Below are 17776 nucleotides of genomic sequence, written 5' to 3'. Positions count from 1 at the left end.
GTGCGAGCGACTCGCGGCCCGCACCCATCTGATGGCCGAGGTTCACCGTACGTTCACTCTCCTCCATCGACCGCTTCACCTGATCTGCCTAATTTCGGCCGTACCGAGTGCGCGTCACGCCCAAACGGCAAGCGCGACACGGCTAGCTGACACCGCACCCCCACGGCGGTCACCACAGACCTCATCACCTCGCACGCCGACGAAGCGGCGCGCCCCAGGAAGGAATTCCCGACAGTGAAGCTTCAGCGCAAGAACCGGGTTCGCGCCCTCGCCGTTGGCGCTCTCGCCGTCTCCGGTGCCCTGGCCCTGACGGCGTGCGGCTCCGACGACACCGCCGGCGCCAGCGGCGGCGGCGGCTCCGCCAAGGCCTCGAACATCAAGTGTGAGGGCAAGGGCAAGCTGCTCGCGTCCGGCTCGTCCGCGCAGAAGAACGCCATGGACGTCTGGGTGCAGAACTACTCGGGCGCCTGCAAGGACACCGAGATCAACTACCAGCCGACCGGCTCCGGCGCCGGCGTGACCACCTTCCTTCAGGGCCAGACGGCCTTCGCGGGCTCGGACTCGGCCCTCAAGCCCGAAGAGGTCACCAAGTCGAAGCAGCTCTGCAAGGGCGGCCAGGCCATCGACCTGCCGATGGTCGGCGGCCCGATCGCGGTCGGCTACAACGTCCCCGGTGTGGACAACCTCGTGCTGGACGCCCAGACCCTGGCGAAGATCTTCGACTCGAAGATCACCAAGTGGAACGATGCCGCGATCAAGAAGCTGAACCCGGACGCGAAGCTCCCGGACCTCAAGATCCAGGCGTTCCACCGCTCCGACGACTCGGGCACCACCGACAACTTCACCAAGTACCTCAAGGCCGCGGCCCCCGGCGACTGGAAGCACGAGCCGGCGAAGAAGTGGGAGGGCACCGGCGGCCAGGCGGCGTCCGGCTCGGCCGGCGTCTCCTCGCAGGTCAAGCAGACCAGCGGCGCGATCTCCTACTTCGAGCTGTCCTACGCGACCTCCGGCAAGATCCCCACGGCCAAGCTGAACACCGGCGCCAAGGAGCCGGTCGAGGCCACCGTGGACAACGCCTCCAAGGCCATCGCCGAGGCCAAGCAGGTCGGCAAGGGCGATGACCTGGCCCTGCAGCTCAACTACACCACCAAGGCCGAGGGTGCCTACCCGATCACCCTGGTGACGTACGAGATCGCCTGCGACAAGGGCAACAAGGCCGAGACGCTGCCCGCCACCAAGTCCTTCCTGACCTACGTCTCCAGCAAGGACGGCCAGGCCGCCCTGAAGGAGCTGGGTTACGCCCCGCTGCCCACCGAGATCGCCGACAAGGTCCGCGCGACCGTCGCCAAGATCTCCTGAGCATCCGGGTGGCGGCCTGAGTCCTCGCCGTTGGACCTGAGGGGCCCGCTACAGCGGCCCGAGCAGTCGCCACACGGCCAAAGGGGCCCCTTCACAAGGGCCCCTTTCGGGCCGCCACCCGTCCGGTGCACCGCCGCGCCAGGAGCCCTCACCGGCTCCGCAGACCGGAGAATCCATGAACACAGCTTCCTCGATAACCGATACACCCCCGCCACCACGGAACGACGAGCACTCCGCCGTCTCCGGCAAGGCGGTCCGCCCCGGTGACCGGATCTTCCTCGGGCTCTCCCGGGGCTCCGGTATCGCCCTCCTGGTGATCATGGCCGCGATCGCGGTCTTCCTCACCTACCGGTCCGTGCTCGCCATCTCGGGCGACAAGGCCAACTTCTTCACCACGCTCGACTGGAACGCCACCGGCCTGGACCCGAAGTTCGGCATCGCGGTGCTCGCCTTCGGCACCCTCGTCAGCTCGGTGATCGCGATGGCCATCGCGGTCCCGGTCGCGGTCGGCATCGCGCTGTTCATCTCGCACTACGCGCCGCGCAAGCTGGCCTCGCCGCTCGGCTACGTCATCGACCTGCTCGCCGCGGTGCCCAGCATCATCTACGGCCTGTGGGGCGCGCTCTTCCTCGTCCCGCATCTGTCCGGCTTCTACAGCTGGCTGAACGACTACCTGGGCTGGACCGGGATCTTCAGCTACTCCCAGGGCGCCGCGCGCTCGCTGTTCACCGTCGGCATCCTGCTCGCGATCATGATCCTGCCGATCGTGACCAGCGTCAGCCGTGAGGTCTTCCTTCAGGTCCCCAAGATGCACGAGGAGGCCGCGCTGGCCCTCGGTGCCACCCGCTGGGAAGTCATCCGGATGTCGGTGCTCCCCTTCGGCCGCTCCGGAGTCATCAGCGCCTCCATGCTGGGCCTGGGCCGCGCGCTCGGCGAGACGATGGCCGTCGCCACGGTCCTCTCGCCCAGCTTCCTCATCAACACGAGCCTGCTGGACCCGGGCGGCGGCACCTTCGCCCAGAACATCGCCAGCAAGTTCAGCGAGGCCGATGAATTCGGTCAGGACGCCCTGATCGCCTCCGGCCTCGTCCTCTTCGTGATCACGCTGCTCGTCAACGGCGCGGCCCGCCTGATCATTGCCCGTCGCAAGGAGTACTCGGGAGCCGCTGCATGAGTGAGCGAAGCGAACGAATCAACAAGAGGTGCGTGCTTCGCGAATGCGATGCCTCGCGAAGCGAGGTGGCGGCATGAGTACCGTGACTGACCGCCGACCGGTCGCCAATGGCGGCGCTCCCCTCCCGGTCTCCCTCAAGCAGGCCCGGCTGCCCCGCTGGACCCCACCGGTCCTCGCGCTGGTCGCGGCCGGCGCGGGCTGCGGCATCGGACTGGGCGCCGGCCTGGACAGCACCGTCCAGTGGGGCCTGATCGCCGTCCTGATCTTCATCCTCGGTACGTTCGCGCTGGCCGCGGGCGTCGAGGGCACCCGGCAGGCCAAGGACCGGCTGGCCACCAGCCTGGTCTGGATCGCCTTCCTGCTCGCCGTCGTACCGCTCGCCTCCCTCCTGTGGGAGACCGTCGCCCGCGGCAGCAAGGTCCTGGACGGCTACTTCCTGTCCCACTCGATGGGCACCCTCCCGGACGCGATGCCCGGCGGCGGTATCTACCACGCGATCATCGGCACCCTGGAGCAGGTCGGCCTGGCCACCCTGATCGCCGCGCCGCTCGGTCTGCTCACCGCGATCTACCTCGTCGAGTACGGGCGCGGCAGGCTCGCCAAGGTCGTCACCTTCTTCGTCGACGTCATGACCGGTATCCCCTCGATCGTGGCCGGCCTGTTCGTCCTGTCCGTATGGATCCTGATCCTCGGCTTCGGCCCGTCCGGTTTCGCCGGCTCGATGGCCCTGGCGATCTTGATGATGCCCGTCGTGGTCCGCTCCACCGAGGAGATGCTCAAGCTCGTCCCGAACGAGCTGCGCGAGGCCTCCCTGGCCCTCGGCGTTCCCAAGTGGCGCACCATCCTCAAGGTCGTTCTGCCGACGTCGATCGGCGGCATCACCACCGGCGTGATGCTCTCCATCGCCCGTATCACCGGCGAGACGGCCCCCGTGCTGCTCCTGGTGTGGGGCGCGAAGACGATCAACAACAACCCCTTCGAAGATGCCCAGCAGTCGCTTCCGCTCTACGTTTTCCAGCAGTGGCAGCAGGGTTCCGAGGCCTCGTACGACCGCGCCTGGGCGGCGGCTCTGGTCCTCATCGCCTTCGTCATGATCCTCAACCTGGTGGCCCGCGGCATAGCCCGCTGGAAGGCCCCACGCGGAGGACGGAGTTGAGCTGCAGCGGAGGTTGGGGGTCGCATCCGAGGAACGAGGGTGCGGCACCCGGCCGGAGCGGAAGCGAAACGAAGTCCGACCATTTGACGCAGTCCGGCCGCTGACCAAGCCCGGCGACAGAAAGAAGCAGTGATTTCCATGGCCAAGCGAATCGACGTCAGCGGCCTCTCCGCGTACTACGGCAGCCACAAGGCCATCGACGACATCTCGATGACGGTCGAGCCGCGCTCCGTGACCGCCTTCATCGGCCCGTCCGGCTGCGGCAAGTCGACCTTTCTGCGCACCCTGAACCGTATGCACGAGGTCACCCCCGGCGGCCGCGTCGAGGGCAAGGTGATGCTGGACGACGAGAACCTCTACGGCTCCGGGGTCGACCCGGTCGCCGTCCGCCGCACCGTCGGCATGGTCTTCCAGCGCCCCAACCCGTTCCCCACGATGTCGATCTTCGACAATGTCGCGGCCGGTCTGCGGCTGAACGGCTCGTTCAAGAAGAGCGAGCTCAAGGACATCGTCGAGAAGTCCCTCAAGGGCGCCAACCTCTGGAACGAGGTCAAGGACCGCCTGAACAAGCCCGGCTCGGGCCTGTCCGGCGGCCAGCAGCAGCGGCTGTGCATCGCCCGCGCCATCGCGGTCGAGCCGCAGGTGCTGCTGATGGACGAGCCGTGCTCGGCGCTCGACCCGATCTCCACCCTCGCCATCGAGGACCTGATCGGCGAGCTGAAGGAGCGCTTCACGATCGTCATCGTGACGCACAACATGCAGCAGGCGGCGCGCGTCTCGGACCGTACGGCGTTCTTCAACCTCGCCGCTGTCGGCCAGCCCGGCAAGCTGATCGAGATCGACGAGACCGAGCGGATCTTCTCCAACCCGTCGGTCCAGGCCACGGAGGACTACATCTCCGGCCGCTTCGGCTGAGCCGGCCGCACGGCGGCCCCGGCTGCGGCCGGGCCGCCCCACCCACGTCCTGCGGTGCTGCATGGCGGTGCCACCGCAAGACGAAGGGCCCGCCCCTCCTTCCCGGGGGGCGGGCCCATTCTTGTGCTCAGCGGCTGCCGGCTTCTGGTGCCCGGCAGCTGTCGGCTCGTGCGGTGATCGTCAGCCGAAGGCCAGTCGTACGAGCCAGTACGAAAGCGCCGCGACCAGCGCCGCCGCCGGCATGGTGATGAACCAGCCCATCACGATGTTCTTGGCGACGCCCCAGCGCACCGCGCGCGAGCCCTTGGTGGAGCCCACACCCATGATCGCGGAGGTGATGACATGGGTCGTGGAGATCGGCGCGTGGAACATGAACGACGCGGTGTACATGACCGAGGCGGCCGTGGTCTCCGCGGCGAAGCCCTGCGGCGGGTCCAGCTCGATGATCCGCCGGCCGAGCGTACGCATGATGCGCCAGCCACCCGCGTACGTACCGAGCGACAGGGTGATCGCACAGGCCAGCTTGACCCAGATCGGGATGGCCTCGTTCTTGCCCTCGACATCGGCGATGACCAGGGCCATCACGACCACACCCATGGTCTTCTGCGCGTCCTGCAGACCGTGGCCGAGCGCCATACCCGCGGCGGAGACGGTCTGGGCTATGCGGAAACCACGCTTGGCCTTGTGCGGGTTGGCCTTACGGAAGATCCACAGGATCGCGACCATCACCAGATAGCCGAGCACCAGGCCGATGACCGGCGAGATGAACATCGGCAGGACGACCTTCTCGATCACCCCGGACCAGATCACCGTGGTGCCACCGGCGAGCGCCGCACCGACCATGCCGCCGAACAGCGCGTGCGAGGACGACGAGGGCAGCCCGAAGTACCAGGTGACGAGGTTCCAGACCACCGCGCCGAGCAGCGCGGCGAAGAGAATGCCCATCCCCTTGCTGCCATGGGGAGTGGCGATCAGTCCTTCGCTGACCGTCTTGGCGACCCCGCTGCCGAGGAAGGCACCGGCGAGGTTCATCACGGCGGCCATCGCCAGCGCCGCCCGCGGGGTCAGTGCCCGTGTGGAGACGGAGGTCGCGATGGCGTTCGCGGAGTCGTGGAAGCCGTTGGTGTATGTGAAACCGAGCGCGACCGCAATGGTCACGACAAGCGCGAAGGTGTCCATGGCCGGGGCTCAGGACTCCTTTACCGCGATGGTCTCGACCGTGTTGGCGACGTGCTCGAAAGCGTCCGCCGCCTCCTCCAGGATGTCCACGATCTGCTTGAGCTTGAGGACCTCGATGGCGTCGTACTTGCCGTTGAAGAGGTGCGCGAGCAGCTTGCGGTGGATCTGGTCGGCCTGGTTCTCCAGGCGGTTGACCTCGATCCAGTACTCGGTGAGGTTCGACATCGTGCGCAGATTCGGCATGGCCTCGGCGGTCAGCTCCGCCGCCCGCGCCAGCACCTCGATCTGCTGGTCGATGCCCTTGGGCAGCTCCTCGACCTTGTAGAGGACGACCAGATCGACGGCCTCTTCCATGAAGTCCATGATGTCGTCGAGCGACGAGGCGAGGTTGTAGATGTCCTCGCGGTCGAACGGCGTGATGAACGAGGAGTTCAGCTGGTGAAAGATCGCGTGTGTCGCGTCGTCACCCGCGTGCTCAGCCGCCCGCATCCTCTCGGCGATCTCTGTCCGCGCGGAGGCGTCGGCCCCGAGCAGTTCCATCAGGAGCTTGGAGCCCGTGACGATGTTGTCCGCGGAGGCGGCGAACATGTCGTAGAAGCTCGTCTCCCTGGGGGTCAGACGAAAGCGCACGTGAAATCCTCGGGGTGCATCGGATTCGGTCGAGTTGATGCTAGGCGCATCATCCAGCCACTGCTAACCGGCATTCCTTCAGTGTCGCCCATCGGGCAGCATGCTCTGCACGGGGTACCTCAGGTGCCCGCAAAGTTCGGTACCATATACCCACCAGGGGTATACAGATCGCCTAGATACCACGGGAGACGGCCATGACGACCACGGACGCCGACACCACCGGCAGCACCGCAGCCGCCGCGGCCGGCCACACCTCGCAGCCGAAAACCGACCCCCGAGGCGGGGCCCAAACCGTGACGGATCACGCAGCGACTTCCCCGGTAGCCGGCATGCACGGCTACGCAAAGCAAAAAGACGCGCACATCAAGCGACTGCGCCGGATCGAGGGCCAGATCCGTGGACTCCAGCGGATGCTCGAAGAGGATGTCTACTGCATCGACATACTCACCCAGGTCTCGGCCAGCACGAAGGGCCTGCAGTCCTTCGGGCTCCAGCTCCTGGAGGAACATCTGCGGCACTGCGTCGCCGACGCTGCCGTCAAGGGCCCCGAGGCCATCGACGCCAAGGTCCAGGAAGCGACCAAGGCGATCGAGCGGATGCTGCGCACCTGAGGCGCTACGGGGCGTGCCGCGCCCGATCCGCCGGAGCGGCCCTAACCAGGGGAGCGTCTCGGGGACCTCGGCCACGACGACAGCCGGTCCGCGCCGTCGCCGTCCGCACCCTCCACGTCCAGTACCTCGTCGATACGGTCCGGGCTGAGCCGATCCTCGCTTGCGGCCGCGGCCGCGATCATCAACTCACCAGTCAGGTCGATCTCGACGAGGGCTACGTGGTCCTGAACCGTCGTACGGCGGTGCCCGGGCACGTACAACACCTCCTCCTCCGAGCGCCTTCCCACGTCTCTGGTGGTTACCCTCCAGCGTAAAGACGGGGCCACGCCCCGCGCATGGCACGGATGGACCATTTCCGCCATTCGGCAAGCACCCCCGTCACATGCCCGGCCACACCGCGACGCCCGGCCCTACGGCGCGGCCGAAGCGATCTTCCCCGCGTAGATGTCGCGCTCGTCCGGCAGCCGCACCGCGACCCACGCGCCGAAACCGGACAGCTCCGTCGTGGAGATCACCGACGCCCCGTTGGGCGCACCGTTCGCGAAGTGGAACCACTGACGCACCTTGCGCAGCCGCCCGGCCTCGTCCAGATACGCGTCGAACGGCACCGCGTCGGTGGTGAACCCCTTTTCCGCGGCGACCAGCGCGGACCGGGTGCGCGGCGACGCCGCCTTGGCGGCCGTCCCGATGTCCGTCGTGCCGCGGTAGTGCCGCACCACGGCACCGTCCAGCCGCTCCTCGCCCTGATACGTCACTTCCCGTGCGCCGCGCAGCAGTTCGGCGGCGGCCAGCGGATCGGTCGCGCCGCCGGTGACCAGATTCCCGTCGGACAGCGAGGCGGTGTCCACCCGCACCCACTTGTCGGCGGGCACCCCCGCCCCGCGGTTCTTCATGTAGAGCGCGCCCGGCGCGAGGATCTCGGTGATCGGCTGATGGCCGCCGCTGGGCTTGCCCGCAGGGTCGGGGAGTACGACGCGCAGCCGCCCGCTGCTGGTGGCGAAGTCATAGCCGCCGGTGCCGCGGATGGCGACGCGGGTGCCGCCGCTGACCGTCTCCATGGCCGTACGGACCCTGGCCGAGCCGGCCCGCACCAGTGCGTCGGCGCTGCCCCGTACCGTCGCGGCGGCAGCGGGGGCGGCCCGGCCGGACGGCTCCTGGTCGTCGGCCGCGGCACCCTCCGGGGAACAGCCCGTCGCCAGCAGCCCGACCGCCAGACCCGTCCCGCACGCCATGGCCACGGCGGCCGCGCCGCCGCCTCGCCTGTCCTGCACCACCATCGCGTACGAGCCCCCTCGGCCGCTGTCTTCGGGAACGGCCTGGGCCGGCCGGTCCGCTCGGGAGGGTCGGACGTTCCGCCAACGCCGCACCTGACGTTCCGTCGACCGATCCGTTCAACGACCGTTGACGGGGCTCGTCACGCATCGGCGTCCGGGGCGCGTAGCGTGGCCGGGTGCCCGACCGAGCTCCCCATGCGACCTCCACCACCGAACGTGGTTCCTTCTGTACGGCCCGCTGTACCTGCGGCTGGCGGGGACCGGCCCGGCGCGCCCGCTCACAGGCGCGTACGGACGCGGAGCGCCATCTGGTCGACGCCGGCGCCGGATCCGGCCCCGGGTGCCCCCTGGAATGAGGGAGTCCGTTCCGGGAACCCCCAACGCCCCTACCGCATCTGGGTAGTGGGGAAGGCAACAGCGCCGCGCTGGTAACGGACTTCAAGGACGTCACCGGACAGTGCGGAGCAATACCGGGCACAGCGGGCGGGGGGAAGCGCGCCGCCGCACCCGCCCGGAGCTGTGTTCCCGGCACGTGCCCCGCGAGCACCGGCGCATCGACCCGCGCCAGGCGATCGGCAGGCGGGGCAGGACCGTACGACATCGAGGGGGATTCATCCCAGTGAAGCGGCGCACACTCCTGCAGGCCGGCGGCGGACTGGCGGCGACCTCGGTCGCCTGGGCCACCGGCTGCGACACCAAGACCGCCGGGGCGGGCACGGCGTCCTCCGGATCCGCCGCCGGGGCGGCCACCGGCGCCGACACCGTGCAGACCAACGCGGCCTCCGCCCCCGCCGGCGCCGCCAGGGCCCGCGCCACCCAGTCCTCCTGGGCCGCGCTGGGCAAGAGCCTCGACGGGCAGCTGATACGGGCCTCCGACGCCGCGTACGCGACCGCCCGGCGCCTCTACAACACCCGCTACGACACGCTGAAGCCGTCGGCCATCGCGTACGTCAAGCACCCGTCCGACATCGCCGAATGCCTCGCCTTCGCCCGGCGTTACGACGCCCCGGTCGCCATCCGCAGCGGCGGCCACTCCTACGCGGGCTGGTCCAGCGGCAACGGCAAGCTCATCATCGACGTCTCCGCCCTCGCCAAGGTCGGCGCGCCGTCCGGCGGCATCACCCGCATCGGCGCCGGCGCCAAGCTCATCGACGTCTACCAGGGCCTCGGGGCGCACGGCGTGACGATACCCGGGGGCTCCTGCCCCACCGTCGGCATATCCGGCCTCACCCTCGGCGGCGGCCATGGCGTGGTCTCCCGCGCGTACGGCCTGACCTGCGACAGCCTCGTCGGCGCCACCCTGGTCACGGCCGACGGCAAGACCGTCGACTGCGACAAGAACCAGCACGCCGACCTCTTCTGGGCGCTGCGCGGCGCCGGCAACGGCAACTTCGGTGTGGTCACCGAACTCCGCTTCCGTACGCATCCGGCGCCCCGCGCGGTGATGGCGTACATGACCTGGCCGTGGGCCAAGGCGGCGAAGGTCGTGGCGTCCTGGCAGAAGTGGGGCCCGGTGCAGGCCGACGAGATATGGTCCGCCTGCCATCTCGACGCGCGCCCCGGCGGCACCCCGGCGGTCTCCGTCGCGGCCTTCTCCCTGGGCGGCTACCGCGAGCTGCAGAACGCCGTCGACAAGCTCGCCGACCAGCCCGGCGGCCCCGGTCCCGCCACCACCGTCCGCCTCACCCCGATCGGCTATCTGGACGCGATGGAGACCTACGCCGGCTGCTCGTCCAAGTCCACCGCCCAGTGCCATATGCCGGGTTCGCTGCCGGGCCACACCGGCGCCGGCCAGTTGGGCCGCGAGACCTACGCCGCCCGCTCGCACTTCTTCGACCGCTCGCTGTCCGCGACCGGTATCCGCACGCTGATGGACCAGATCGAGAGCGGCGGCCGCAAGGGCGTCAACGGCAATGTGGCGCTGACGGCGCTGGGCGGCGCGATCAACCGCGTCGGCCGCACCGACACCGCCTTCGTCCACCGCGGATCGCGCTTCCTCGCCCAGTACTTGACGTCCTGGCCGTCGAACAGTTCGCCCGGCACGCGCACAGCCTGGCTGAATTCCTTCCATGACGCGATGCGCCGTCACTCCTCCGGCGCCGCCTACCAGAACTACACCGACCCCGGCCTGACCGACTGGAAGTCCGCCTACTACGGCGCGGCCGCCGGCCGCCTGGCCACGGTCAAGCGGACCTACGACCCGCAGCGGCTGTTCAGCACCTTCCCGCAGGCGCTCTGAGACCGCCCGGAACACCGGCGGACACACGGACGGCCCGGCCCCCGCGAGGGGCCGGGCCGTCCGCATCCGCCAGGTCGTGGTTCTTTCCCGGAGATGTGTCGGGGAGCCGTCCGGTCAGGCCGCCAGGTCCTTGTCCCGCTCCTTGTGTCCGCGCGGCATCGCGGCCCCTGTGGCCACCACCCGGCTGCCCTCGGCGCCCTGCCCCGCACGGCCGCCCGCGACCGCGCCGTCCGCCGCCTCGACACCCGGCGCCCGCACCAGCCACGCCAGCCGCGAGCGGCCGATCGCCGTCGTCAGCGGCACCAGCAGCGCCTGTGCGAGCGGCGCGAGCAGCAGCGCGACGGCTGTGCCCAGCGCGAAACCGCCGACCACATCGGTCGGGTAGTGAACGCCCATGTAGACGCGGCAGAAGCCCTCCGCGAGCGCCAGCAGGATCCCGATCAGGCCGTACTTGCGGTGGGCGATGAACAGGCCGACGCCGACCGCCATGGTGAGCGTGGCGTGATCGCTCACGAACGAGAAGTCGCTCTTGCCGGGGATCAGCACTTCCAGACCGGTGTGGTCCTTGAACGGCCGCGGCCGCTCGACGAACGCCCGGATCGGGATGTTGGCCAGCAGCGCGATACCGGCGGCCAGCGGCGCCCAGACCAGACCCGCGACGGCGGACGGCGCGCCCGGCCTGTGGCGCGCGGACCACCAGGCGATCAGACACAGCACCGCGAGGCCGGCGATGATGCCGTACTCGCCGATGTACTCCATGGCCTTGTTGACCCAGTGGGGGGCATGCTTCGCGAGGCCGTTGATGCCGTCGAGCACGTCGACGTCGGGGTTCGGCCCCTCGAGTGCGAGTCCAGCCATCTGCCGCGACCCCTTATCTTTCGCGCGCGCGAGCGCCTACGTGTGGTGCCAACCCCCGTGGTCGTCGAGCGTGTGCTGCTGCGAGCTCTGCTACGCCCCCACGCCAAGGAAACGCGATGCCCGCCCCTGGCGTTCCACTCTCCACCGGATGATCACCAGGACGTTATCGAAGCTTGACTCATCGCCGCAGTTCAGGGCCCTATGTTCACGCAGCGTTCGTGCCGGGCAGCGCTTTTGCGCCATCCGAGGTGACGCGGGTCGCGCCGATGTAGTCCGGCGTATCGATCTTGTCGAACCGGATCACGGCCCCGGTGTACGGCGCGTTGATCATGTACCCGCCACCCACATAGATCCCCACATGGTGGATCGACCGCGGATCGTTCAGGTCGTACGCGAAGAACACCAGGTCACCCGGGAGCAGCTCGTCCCGCTTGGGATGCGGTCCGGCGTTCCACTGGTCGTTCGCCACCCGCGGCAGTTCGATACCGACGGAGTGGTACGCGGCCTTGGTCAGCCCCGAACAGTCGAACCGCCCGCCCTCCTCGGGCGTCCCGTTACCGCCCCACTTATAGGGCGTGCCCAGCTTGCCCTGAGCGAAGTAGATGGCGCCCGCGGCCTGCTTCGACGGCGCCACCGGCCCCGCCGGCGCCTCGAAGCTCTTCGCCAGCGTCGTGATCGTCTTCACATAGTTCTGGGTCTCGCGATACGGCGGCACCCCGTTGTACTGGATGACCCGGTACGCCCCGGCGTTGTACGCGGCGAGCATGTTGTGCGTGGCATCGCCCGCCGCGCCCTTCACATAGCTCGCCAGCTCACAGTCGTACGAGGCCGCCGACGGAATCGCGTCCTCCGGGTCCCACACATCCTTCTTGCCGTCGCCGTTCCCGTCGACGCCGTGTGTCTGCCAGGTGCCCGGGATGAACTGCGCCATCCCCTGCGCGGACGCCGGACTCTGCGCCTTCGGGTTCCAGCCGCTCTCCTGATAGAGCTGCGCCGCCAGCAGCGAGGGGCTTATCGCCGGGCACAGCGTCCCCCACTTCTGCACCAACGACTGATACGCGGCCGGCACCGCGCCCTTCGCCAGCCCGACCGCCCGGCCGCCGACCAGTCCGGCCGCCGCCGTGTACGTACCGATCACAAGCAGCCCGAGCAGGCAGAACACCAGCCCCACACCGAGCCCACCGGCCACCCAGAATTTCCGCACCCCACAACCCTCCCCCATTCAGGCGCGGTTCACTGCCTTTTTCCGGCCGCTCCCCGCGCGTTGCGCCGTGCTCCCGGCCACACGGCGGCGCATGACGCGGCGCACGGGGCGCTTCCGGCGGGGTGCGATCTCGCTCACGGCGGCGCCCGGCGCACCGCCGTATGAGCGACACTGCACAAGGCACCCAAGACAGGACGAGGCAGACCCATGGACCCGAACAATCAAAAGCAGATGAACCGGCACCTGTGGTGGCGCGTCGCGTATTTCCTGTTCGCCATCCACCTCGTGGCGCTCGTCATGATCTTCGCCATGTCGCACGCCCCGAAGTAGCCGCCCCGCGCACCATCGCCGCACCCGGAGGCTTCACCGACCCATATCACTGCGCCGCCGCCCCGATGATCATTGCTCAGGGTTATCCCCCGTGATACACACAGTGAGACTAGTCGGTTCAATGGACGGCGTGCGCCCTCACATACACGCCACTCCCACGGGATCCGTCGAAGAAAGGCGCCAAGTCGACGACTGACGGTCTGTTTGTCAGCGAAGATAGAGGCTGGCCCGTGTCGAGCCGACGCGGGCGCACAACTACCCACAAAGGGGCGGTGAGTTCACACATGTTCATTGCGGCCGAAAAGGGCGACATCACCACCATCATCGGCGGAATCGCCCCGGACTGGGGGCCGTTCGGGAGCCTGGGCAACGAAGCCCGCGTGATGATCGAAGTGGTCATGGCGGTGGCGATCCTGCTGTGCCTCGGCCTCGCGATCTGGGGCGCCGCCAAACAGCGCATCGGCGCCACCGCGCTGCGCGACACCTTCAGCGCCGAACAGGGCAAGGGCCTGATCGTGGCCGGCCTGACCGGCGTCTTCATCATCGGTTCCCTGGGGACGCTGTTCACCATCGTCTACGGCATGGCGGTCTAGGGCGCGCCCGTACCCCTCGCGCGGCCGCCACCGCGGCATCGCGCACCCTGGCACGCGCCCGTCCCCGCGCCGCCCCCCATGCGCCCCCGCCCACCATCTCTCCGCCGTCCCATGCCCCCACTCGCTCCCACTCGTCCCCACCGGCGCCACCTCTCCTGCCGAGGCCCCATGCTGACGCCCACTCACCCCGGCCCCGACGCCCCTGCACCGCACCGCCGCCACCCCCGGCCACCAGCGGACCGATTGGGCTGCCCGCTGCGCGGGGACAGGTGGATCCGGAGACAGAAGGCGCAAGAAGGCGCAAGAAGGCGACAGCGAACCGCGGAGCAGGCGATGCGTACAAATAACCCAGAGTCCCCCATTCGCCTCTACCGCACCGCATCTGAGGACCCGTCACGGTGAGATGTACTCGTACCACTGCGCCCGAGCCGCCGCCCGCGCGGCTACGGTCATATGAGGGCGGCACAACTACGGCACGGACGGCGACGGCGGCAGAGGGGGCACAGGCGCGATGAGTCTCAGTGACGACGGCGGCTACGGCGGCGAGGGCCACCGTAGTCCCGAGGCGGGCCAGACGCGGACCAGACTTCCCGAGAGCGACGGCGAGCTCTACGGCTCGGGACGACGGTCCCGGGCCGGCCTGTCCAGCCGCAACCTCGTCACGATCGTCGGCGTGATCGTTCTGCTGCTCGCGGCGATCGCCTTCGCCAACCGCGGCGGAAGCGGAAACAACGAATCCGCCTCCAACGACTCCCCCAAGGACACCGGCCCCGCCGCCCGGCCCACCACCCCCACCGGCACCAAGCCGGTCACCGGCAAGAACGGCACCATCGCGTCGGGCTTCGCGAAGACGGAGCAGGGGGCGGAGTCGGCGGCGGCGAATTATGTGGTCGCGCTCTCCAGCGGCGGTATGTACAAGTCGGACCAGCGTGATGCGATCGTCGACGCCGTCTACACATCGTCCGCGGCCGCGGCGCGCAAGGAGAGCTTGCGCAAGGTCTATACGGACCCGAAGTTCCTCGGCCGGATCGGCCTCAAGCCGGATGGCAACGCGCCGACCGGCATGACCTTTGTGTCCCGGGCGAACCCGGTAGGGACGAAGGCCGAGAAGTTCGAGGGCACCACAGCCACGATCGCGGTCTGGTACTCCACCTTGTTCGGCATCGCCGGCCAGGGGTCCCAGAAGCCGGTCGTGGAGAGCTGGTACACGTCCACGATGCAGATGCAGTGGGTGAACGGCGACTGGAAGCTCGCCGACTTTACGCAGAAGGCCGGGCCGGCTCCGATCGGCGGCGACCAGACCGCTGCGACCGCCAAGGACATGTCCAAGGCCGTCCAAGGGTTCGGAGGGTTCACGTATGCCAGGTAACAACCGACGTCGCGCCCTCGCTGTCGTCTCGGCGCTGACCGGTCTGCAGGCAACTCTGGTGGTTCTCTCGACCCGTGCGTTCGCGGCTCCCTCACCGAAGCCGAGCGAAGGCCCTTGCGATCTCCTTGCGGACAAGGCCAAGGAGCTCTGCGAAGAACGGGGCAATGACGGTGGCGGTACGTCGAATCCGGGCGGCGGCCTCACCGACGCCAACCCCCTCGACCCCCTCGAATCCCTGGCCAAAGGCTGCGCGAAGGCCGCCGCATGGATTGTCGACAAGTTGTCGGATGCGGTGCATGCCACCTCGCAGGTGGACTTCACCAATGCGGCGTTTCTGCGGCAGTACGCCGTCGTCTTCGCCGCGTCCACCGTTCTGACGCTTGTGCTCTGGCTGCTGGCCGTCGCCAAGCGGGCCGTGCGTGGGGGGCGGCTCACGGAGGCGATCAGTGAGGCGATCGGGTTTTTGTGGTTGACCGTGCTGGCGTCCGCCTTCACACCGCTGATCCTGTACACCATCGTCTCGGCGACGGACGGCGTCACCGAGATCATCGCGAAGGGGACCGGGGCGCAGACCGATACGTTCTTCGGGGCGTTCTCGCAGGCGCTCACGAAGGGCACGGACATCGGCGGCGGCCCGATCATGCTGATCGTGGTGTCGCTGGTCTCGGTGCTCGCCGCCGGTGTGCTGTGGCTGGAGCTGGTGATCCGGGCCGCGCTGCTGTACGTCGGCGCGCTGCTGGGCACGGTCGTCTATGCCGGGCTGGTCGACAAGAACATGTGGGGGCACGTCCGGCGCTGGGCGGGCATCATGATCGCGGTGATCATGGTGAAGCCGGTCATCGTGATCGTGCTCGGCATTGCCGGTGCGCTGTCGCACGACAAGGGCCCGGACGCCATCTCGGCCGTGGTCTCCGGTCTCGCAATCATCCTGCTGGCCATCTTCGCCAGCGCTGTGATCTACCGCTTCGTCCCCGGCTTCGGCGACGAGATCGCCGCGTCGCGGAACAACCGGATGAGCCGTGGGGCGGAGAATGCCGCGGCTGCGGTACTCAGTTCCCCGGCCGCGCTGGTGTCCCAGGGCATCAAGACCCACAGCACCCGCACGTCCGGCGACGGCGGCCAGGCGCAGGGCGCGCAGGGCGGCCAGTCCCGGCCGGCCGATGCGGTGGCCGGTGGTGTCGCCGCGCACAGCACCCGTTCCGGCGGCGGCCGCACCGCCACCCCCGCGCCCCGTACCAACCCCGGTCCCGGTTCGAGCAGCAGCGCCCGCTCCGGCAAGACAGCAGGAGGTGAGGGGCGTTGAGCACGCAGTCCCACCCGATCGCGCCGCGTCGCACGTATCTGATCGGCCGCGCCCGGCCCAATGCGATCGTCGGCAAGAACCGCGAGACCGGTGAGATCGCGTTGATCATCGCGGGCGCCTTCCTCGGCATGATGTGCGGGCTGCTGGTGCCCATGCTGCCGCTGCGGATCGTGTCGCTCACCGGCTTCCCGATGCTGGGGCTGGCCGCCGTCTACGTGCCGTACAAGGGCCGGACGTTCTACAGGTGGTTCGAGATCCGACGCAGCTTCCGCCGTACGGTCCGCCGCGGCGCCACCTACCGCTCCGGCGCCGCCGAGGCGGGTATCCGGATGGACGGCCGGGAGGTCGAGATCGGCCCGCCGCCGGGCATCGGGCGGATCAACTGGCTGGCCGCCCCGTTCGGACCGGACGAGATCGCGGTACTGCTGCACGCCGACCGCCGTACGGTCACCGCCGCCATCGAGATCGAGGGACCGGGCGTCGGGCTGCGGGACAGCGAGGACCAGGAGGCGCTGGTCGACCGTTTCGGGACGCTGCTCAAGCATGTGGCCAACGGGGACGGCTTTGTGACCCGGCTGCAGATGCTGGCGCGCACGCTGCCCGCCGACCCGGACGCGCACGCCAAGGACGTCGCCCAGCGCGGCGACCGCTCCTCCCCGGTCTGGCTCCAGGAGTCCTACGACCAGCTCCAGTCGATGGTCTCCACCTCCTCCGAGCAGCACCGCGCCTACCTCGTCGCCTGTATGCACTACACCCGCGAGCTGGCCCAGGAGGCGCAGACCATGGCGCGTGCCGCCCGGATGCACCAGGGCGGGCTGCTGCGCAAGAAGCTGGACCGGGACGCCGGTCTGGCGGTGGTCATGGCCCGTGAGCTGACCGATATCTGTGCCCGGCTCGCCGAGGCCGACATCCGGGTACGCCAGCCTCTCGGCCAGGCCCGGCTCGCCTCCCTCGTGCACTCGATGTACGACCCGGACCACCCCATCGACCACATCCAGGCGATGAGCAAGCGGAACACCTGGCCGGCCGAGCTGGATGCGATGGAGCCGACGTATCTGCAGGCGAAGACGCGTGAGTCGTCGACCCGCGCGCCGTGGTGTCACGCCACCGCCTGGGTCAAGGAGTGGCCGCTGACCCCGGTGGGCGTCAACTTCCTCGCGCCTCTCCTGGTGCACACCCCGGACGTGATCCGTACGGTCGCGGTCTGCATGGACCTGGAGCCCACCGAGGTCGCCATCGAGCGGATGCTGACGGAGAAGACCAATGACGATGCGGAGGCCAGTCGCGCGGCGAAGATGAACCGGGTCGTCGACCCGCGGGACGTCGCGCACCACGGGCGGGTGGACCAGCGCGGTGAGGACCTGGCGTCGGGTGCCGCCGGGGTCAATCTCGTCGGCTACATCACGGTCTCCTCCCGCTCGCCCGAGGCGCTGGCCCGCGACAAGCGCACCATCCGTGCTTCCGCCGGCAAGTCCTATCTCAAGCTGGAGTGGTGCGATCGCGAGCACCACCGGGCGTTCGTCAACACCCTGCCGTTCGCGACCGGGATCCGCCGCTAAAGCCGCTGGGAGGCGCGTACGTC

18 protein-coding genes are annotated in these 17776 nt (G+C 69.1%); 12 read left to right on the top strand and 6 right to left on the bottom strand.

The annotated features are described in order from the left end of the window. Window positions 1–234 precede the first annotated feature (234 nt). The 4 genes from pstS (at window position 235) to pstB (ending at window position 4604) form a co-directional block, all read left to right on the top strand. The gene (gene pstS, locus KI385_RS26330; RefSeq protein WP_238574644.1) at window positions 235–1359 is read left to right on the top strand and encodes a phosphate ABC transporter substrate-binding protein PstS; all 1125 of its coding nucleotides are present in this window, start codon (window positions 235–237) and stop codon (window positions 1357–1359) included. 175 nt (window positions 1360–1534) lie between these two features. Then, window positions 1535–2533: a phosphate ABC transporter permease subunit PstC gene (gene pstC, locus KI385_RS26325; protein WP_238574643.1), complete on the top strand. Its 999-nt coding sequence runs from the start codon at window positions 1535–1537 to the stop codon at window positions 2531–2533. 73 nt (window positions 2534–2606) lie between these two features. Continuing rightward, a complete protein-coding gene (gene pstA / locus KI385_RS26320; protein WP_238574642.1) occupies window positions 2607–3689 on the top strand; it encodes a phosphate ABC transporter permease PstA in 1083 nt (360 codons plus the stop codon). Window positions 3690–3827: 138 nt separating this feature from the next. Next, window positions 3828–4604 (top strand): phosphate ABC transporter ATP-binding protein PstB, encoded by a 777-nt coding sequence (pstB, locus tag KI385_RS26315; protein ID WP_238574641.1) that lies wholly within the window; start codon window positions 3828–3830, stop codon window positions 4602–4604. A 180-nt stretch (window positions 4605–4784) separates the two neighbouring features. Here the strand turns inward: pstB and KI385_RS26310 are convergent, their stop codons facing one another. Beyond that, window positions 4785–5783 (bottom strand): inorganic phosphate transporter, encoded by a 999-nt coding sequence (locus KI385_RS26310; protein ID WP_238574640.1) that lies wholly within the window; start codon window positions 5781–5783, stop codon window positions 4785–4787. A 9-nt stretch (window positions 5784–5792) separates the two neighbouring features. Then, window positions 5793–6413 carry a DUF47 domain-containing protein gene (locus KI385_RS26305; RefSeq protein ID WP_238574639.1) on the bottom strand — a complete coding sequence of 207 codons (621 nt, stop codon included), beginning with the start codon at window positions 6411–6413 and terminating at the stop codon, window positions 5793–5795. A gap of 194 nt (window positions 6414–6607) precedes the next feature. On the opposite strand from KI385_RS26305, the gene KI385_RS26300 reads away from it, so the two are divergent. Further along, window positions 6608–7024 carry a metal-sensitive transcriptional regulator gene (locus tag KI385_RS26300; RefSeq protein ID WP_238574638.1) on the top strand — a complete coding sequence of 139 codons (417 nt, stop codon included), beginning with the start codon at window positions 6608–6610 and terminating at the stop codon, window positions 7022–7024. A 41-nt stretch (window positions 7025–7065) separates the two neighbouring features. On the opposite strand, the gene KI385_RS26295 is transcribed toward KI385_RS26300, so the two are convergent. Both KI385_RS26295 and KI385_RS26290 read right to left on the bottom strand, forming a co-directional pair. Beyond that, on the bottom strand, window positions 7066–7287 hold the full coding sequence (locus KI385_RS26295; RefSeq protein ID WP_238577843.1) for a hypothetical protein: 222 nt from the start codon (window positions 7285–7287) through the stop codon (window positions 7066–7068). A gap of 147 nt (window positions 7288–7434) precedes the next feature. Beyond that, window positions 7435–8301: an SCO4651 family lipoprotein gene (locus KI385_RS26290; protein ID WP_238574637.1), complete on the bottom strand. Its 867-nt coding sequence runs from the start codon at window positions 8299–8301 to the stop codon at window positions 7435–7437. Between the two features lie 173 nt (window positions 8302–8474). Between KI385_RS26290 and KI385_RS26285 the strand changes: the two genes are divergently transcribed. After that, window positions 8475–8654 (top strand): hypothetical protein, encoded by a 180-nt coding sequence (locus tag KI385_RS26285; RefSeq protein ID WP_238574636.1) that lies wholly within the window; start codon window positions 8475–8477, stop codon window positions 8652–8654. 263 nt (window positions 8655–8917) lie between these two features. Further along, a complete protein-coding gene (locus KI385_RS26280) occupies window positions 8918–10537 on the top strand; it encodes an FAD-binding oxidoreductase (protein WP_238574635.1) in 1620 nt (539 codons plus the stop codon). 114 nt (window positions 10538–10651) lie between these two features. Here the strand turns inward: KI385_RS26280 and KI385_RS26275 are convergent, their stop codons facing one another. Both KI385_RS26275 and KI385_RS26270 read right to left on the bottom strand, forming a co-directional pair. Continuing rightward, a complete protein-coding gene (locus tag KI385_RS26275; RefSeq protein WP_238574634.1) occupies window positions 10652–11395 on the bottom strand; it encodes a phosphatase PAP2 family protein in 744 nt (247 codons plus the stop codon). 205 nt (window positions 11396–11600) lie between these two features. After that, on the bottom strand, window positions 11601–12599 hold the full coding sequence (locus tag KI385_RS26270) for a bifunctional lytic transglycosylase/C40 family peptidase (RefSeq protein WP_281066905.1): 999 nt from the start codon (window positions 12597–12599) through the stop codon (window positions 11601–11603). 207 nt (window positions 12600–12806) lie between these two features. On the opposite strand from KI385_RS26270, the gene KI385_RS43985 reads away from it, so the two are divergent. From KI385_RS43985 to KI385_RS26250, 5 genes are all read left to right on the top strand, one after another. Next, window positions 12807–12929, top strand: coding sequence for a hypothetical protein (locus KI385_RS43985; RefSeq protein WP_280525004.1), 123 nt, complete (start codon window positions 12807–12809; stop codon window positions 12927–12929). 284 nt (window positions 12930–13213) lie between these two features. Further along, entirely contained in the window at window positions 13214–13522 is a 309-nt protein-coding gene (locus tag KI385_RS26265; RefSeq protein ID WP_238577842.1) for a hypothetical protein, read from the top strand. A gap of 511 nt (window positions 13523–14033) precedes the next feature. Continuing rightward, window positions 14034–14891, top strand: coding sequence for a DUF8175 domain-containg protein (locus KI385_RS26260; protein WP_238574632.1), 858 nt, complete (start codon window positions 14034–14036; stop codon window positions 14889–14891). After that, window positions 14881–16194, top strand: a complete 1314-nt coding sequence (locus KI385_RS26255; RefSeq protein ID WP_238574631.1) for a hypothetical protein — start codon at window positions 14881–14883, stop codon at window positions 16192–16194. The genes KI385_RS26260 and KI385_RS26255 overlap by 11 nt, the downstream gene beginning before the upstream one ends. Then, on the top strand, window positions 16191–17753 hold the full coding sequence (locus KI385_RS26250; protein ID WP_238574630.1) for an SCO6880 family protein: 1563 nt from the start codon (window positions 16191–16193) through the stop codon (window positions 17751–17753). Before KI385_RS26255 ends, KI385_RS26250 begins: the two co-directional genes overlap by 4 nt. Window positions 17754–17776 lie beyond the last annotated feature (23 nt).

It is taken from the genome of Streptomyces inhibens (genome assembly GCF_022221585.1).
Taxonomy (GTDB): domain Bacteria; phylum Actinomycetota; class Actinomycetes; order Streptomycetales; family Streptomycetaceae; genus Streptomyces; species Streptomyces inhibens.
This window is presented reverse-complemented; position numbering and strand designations above follow the sequence as displayed.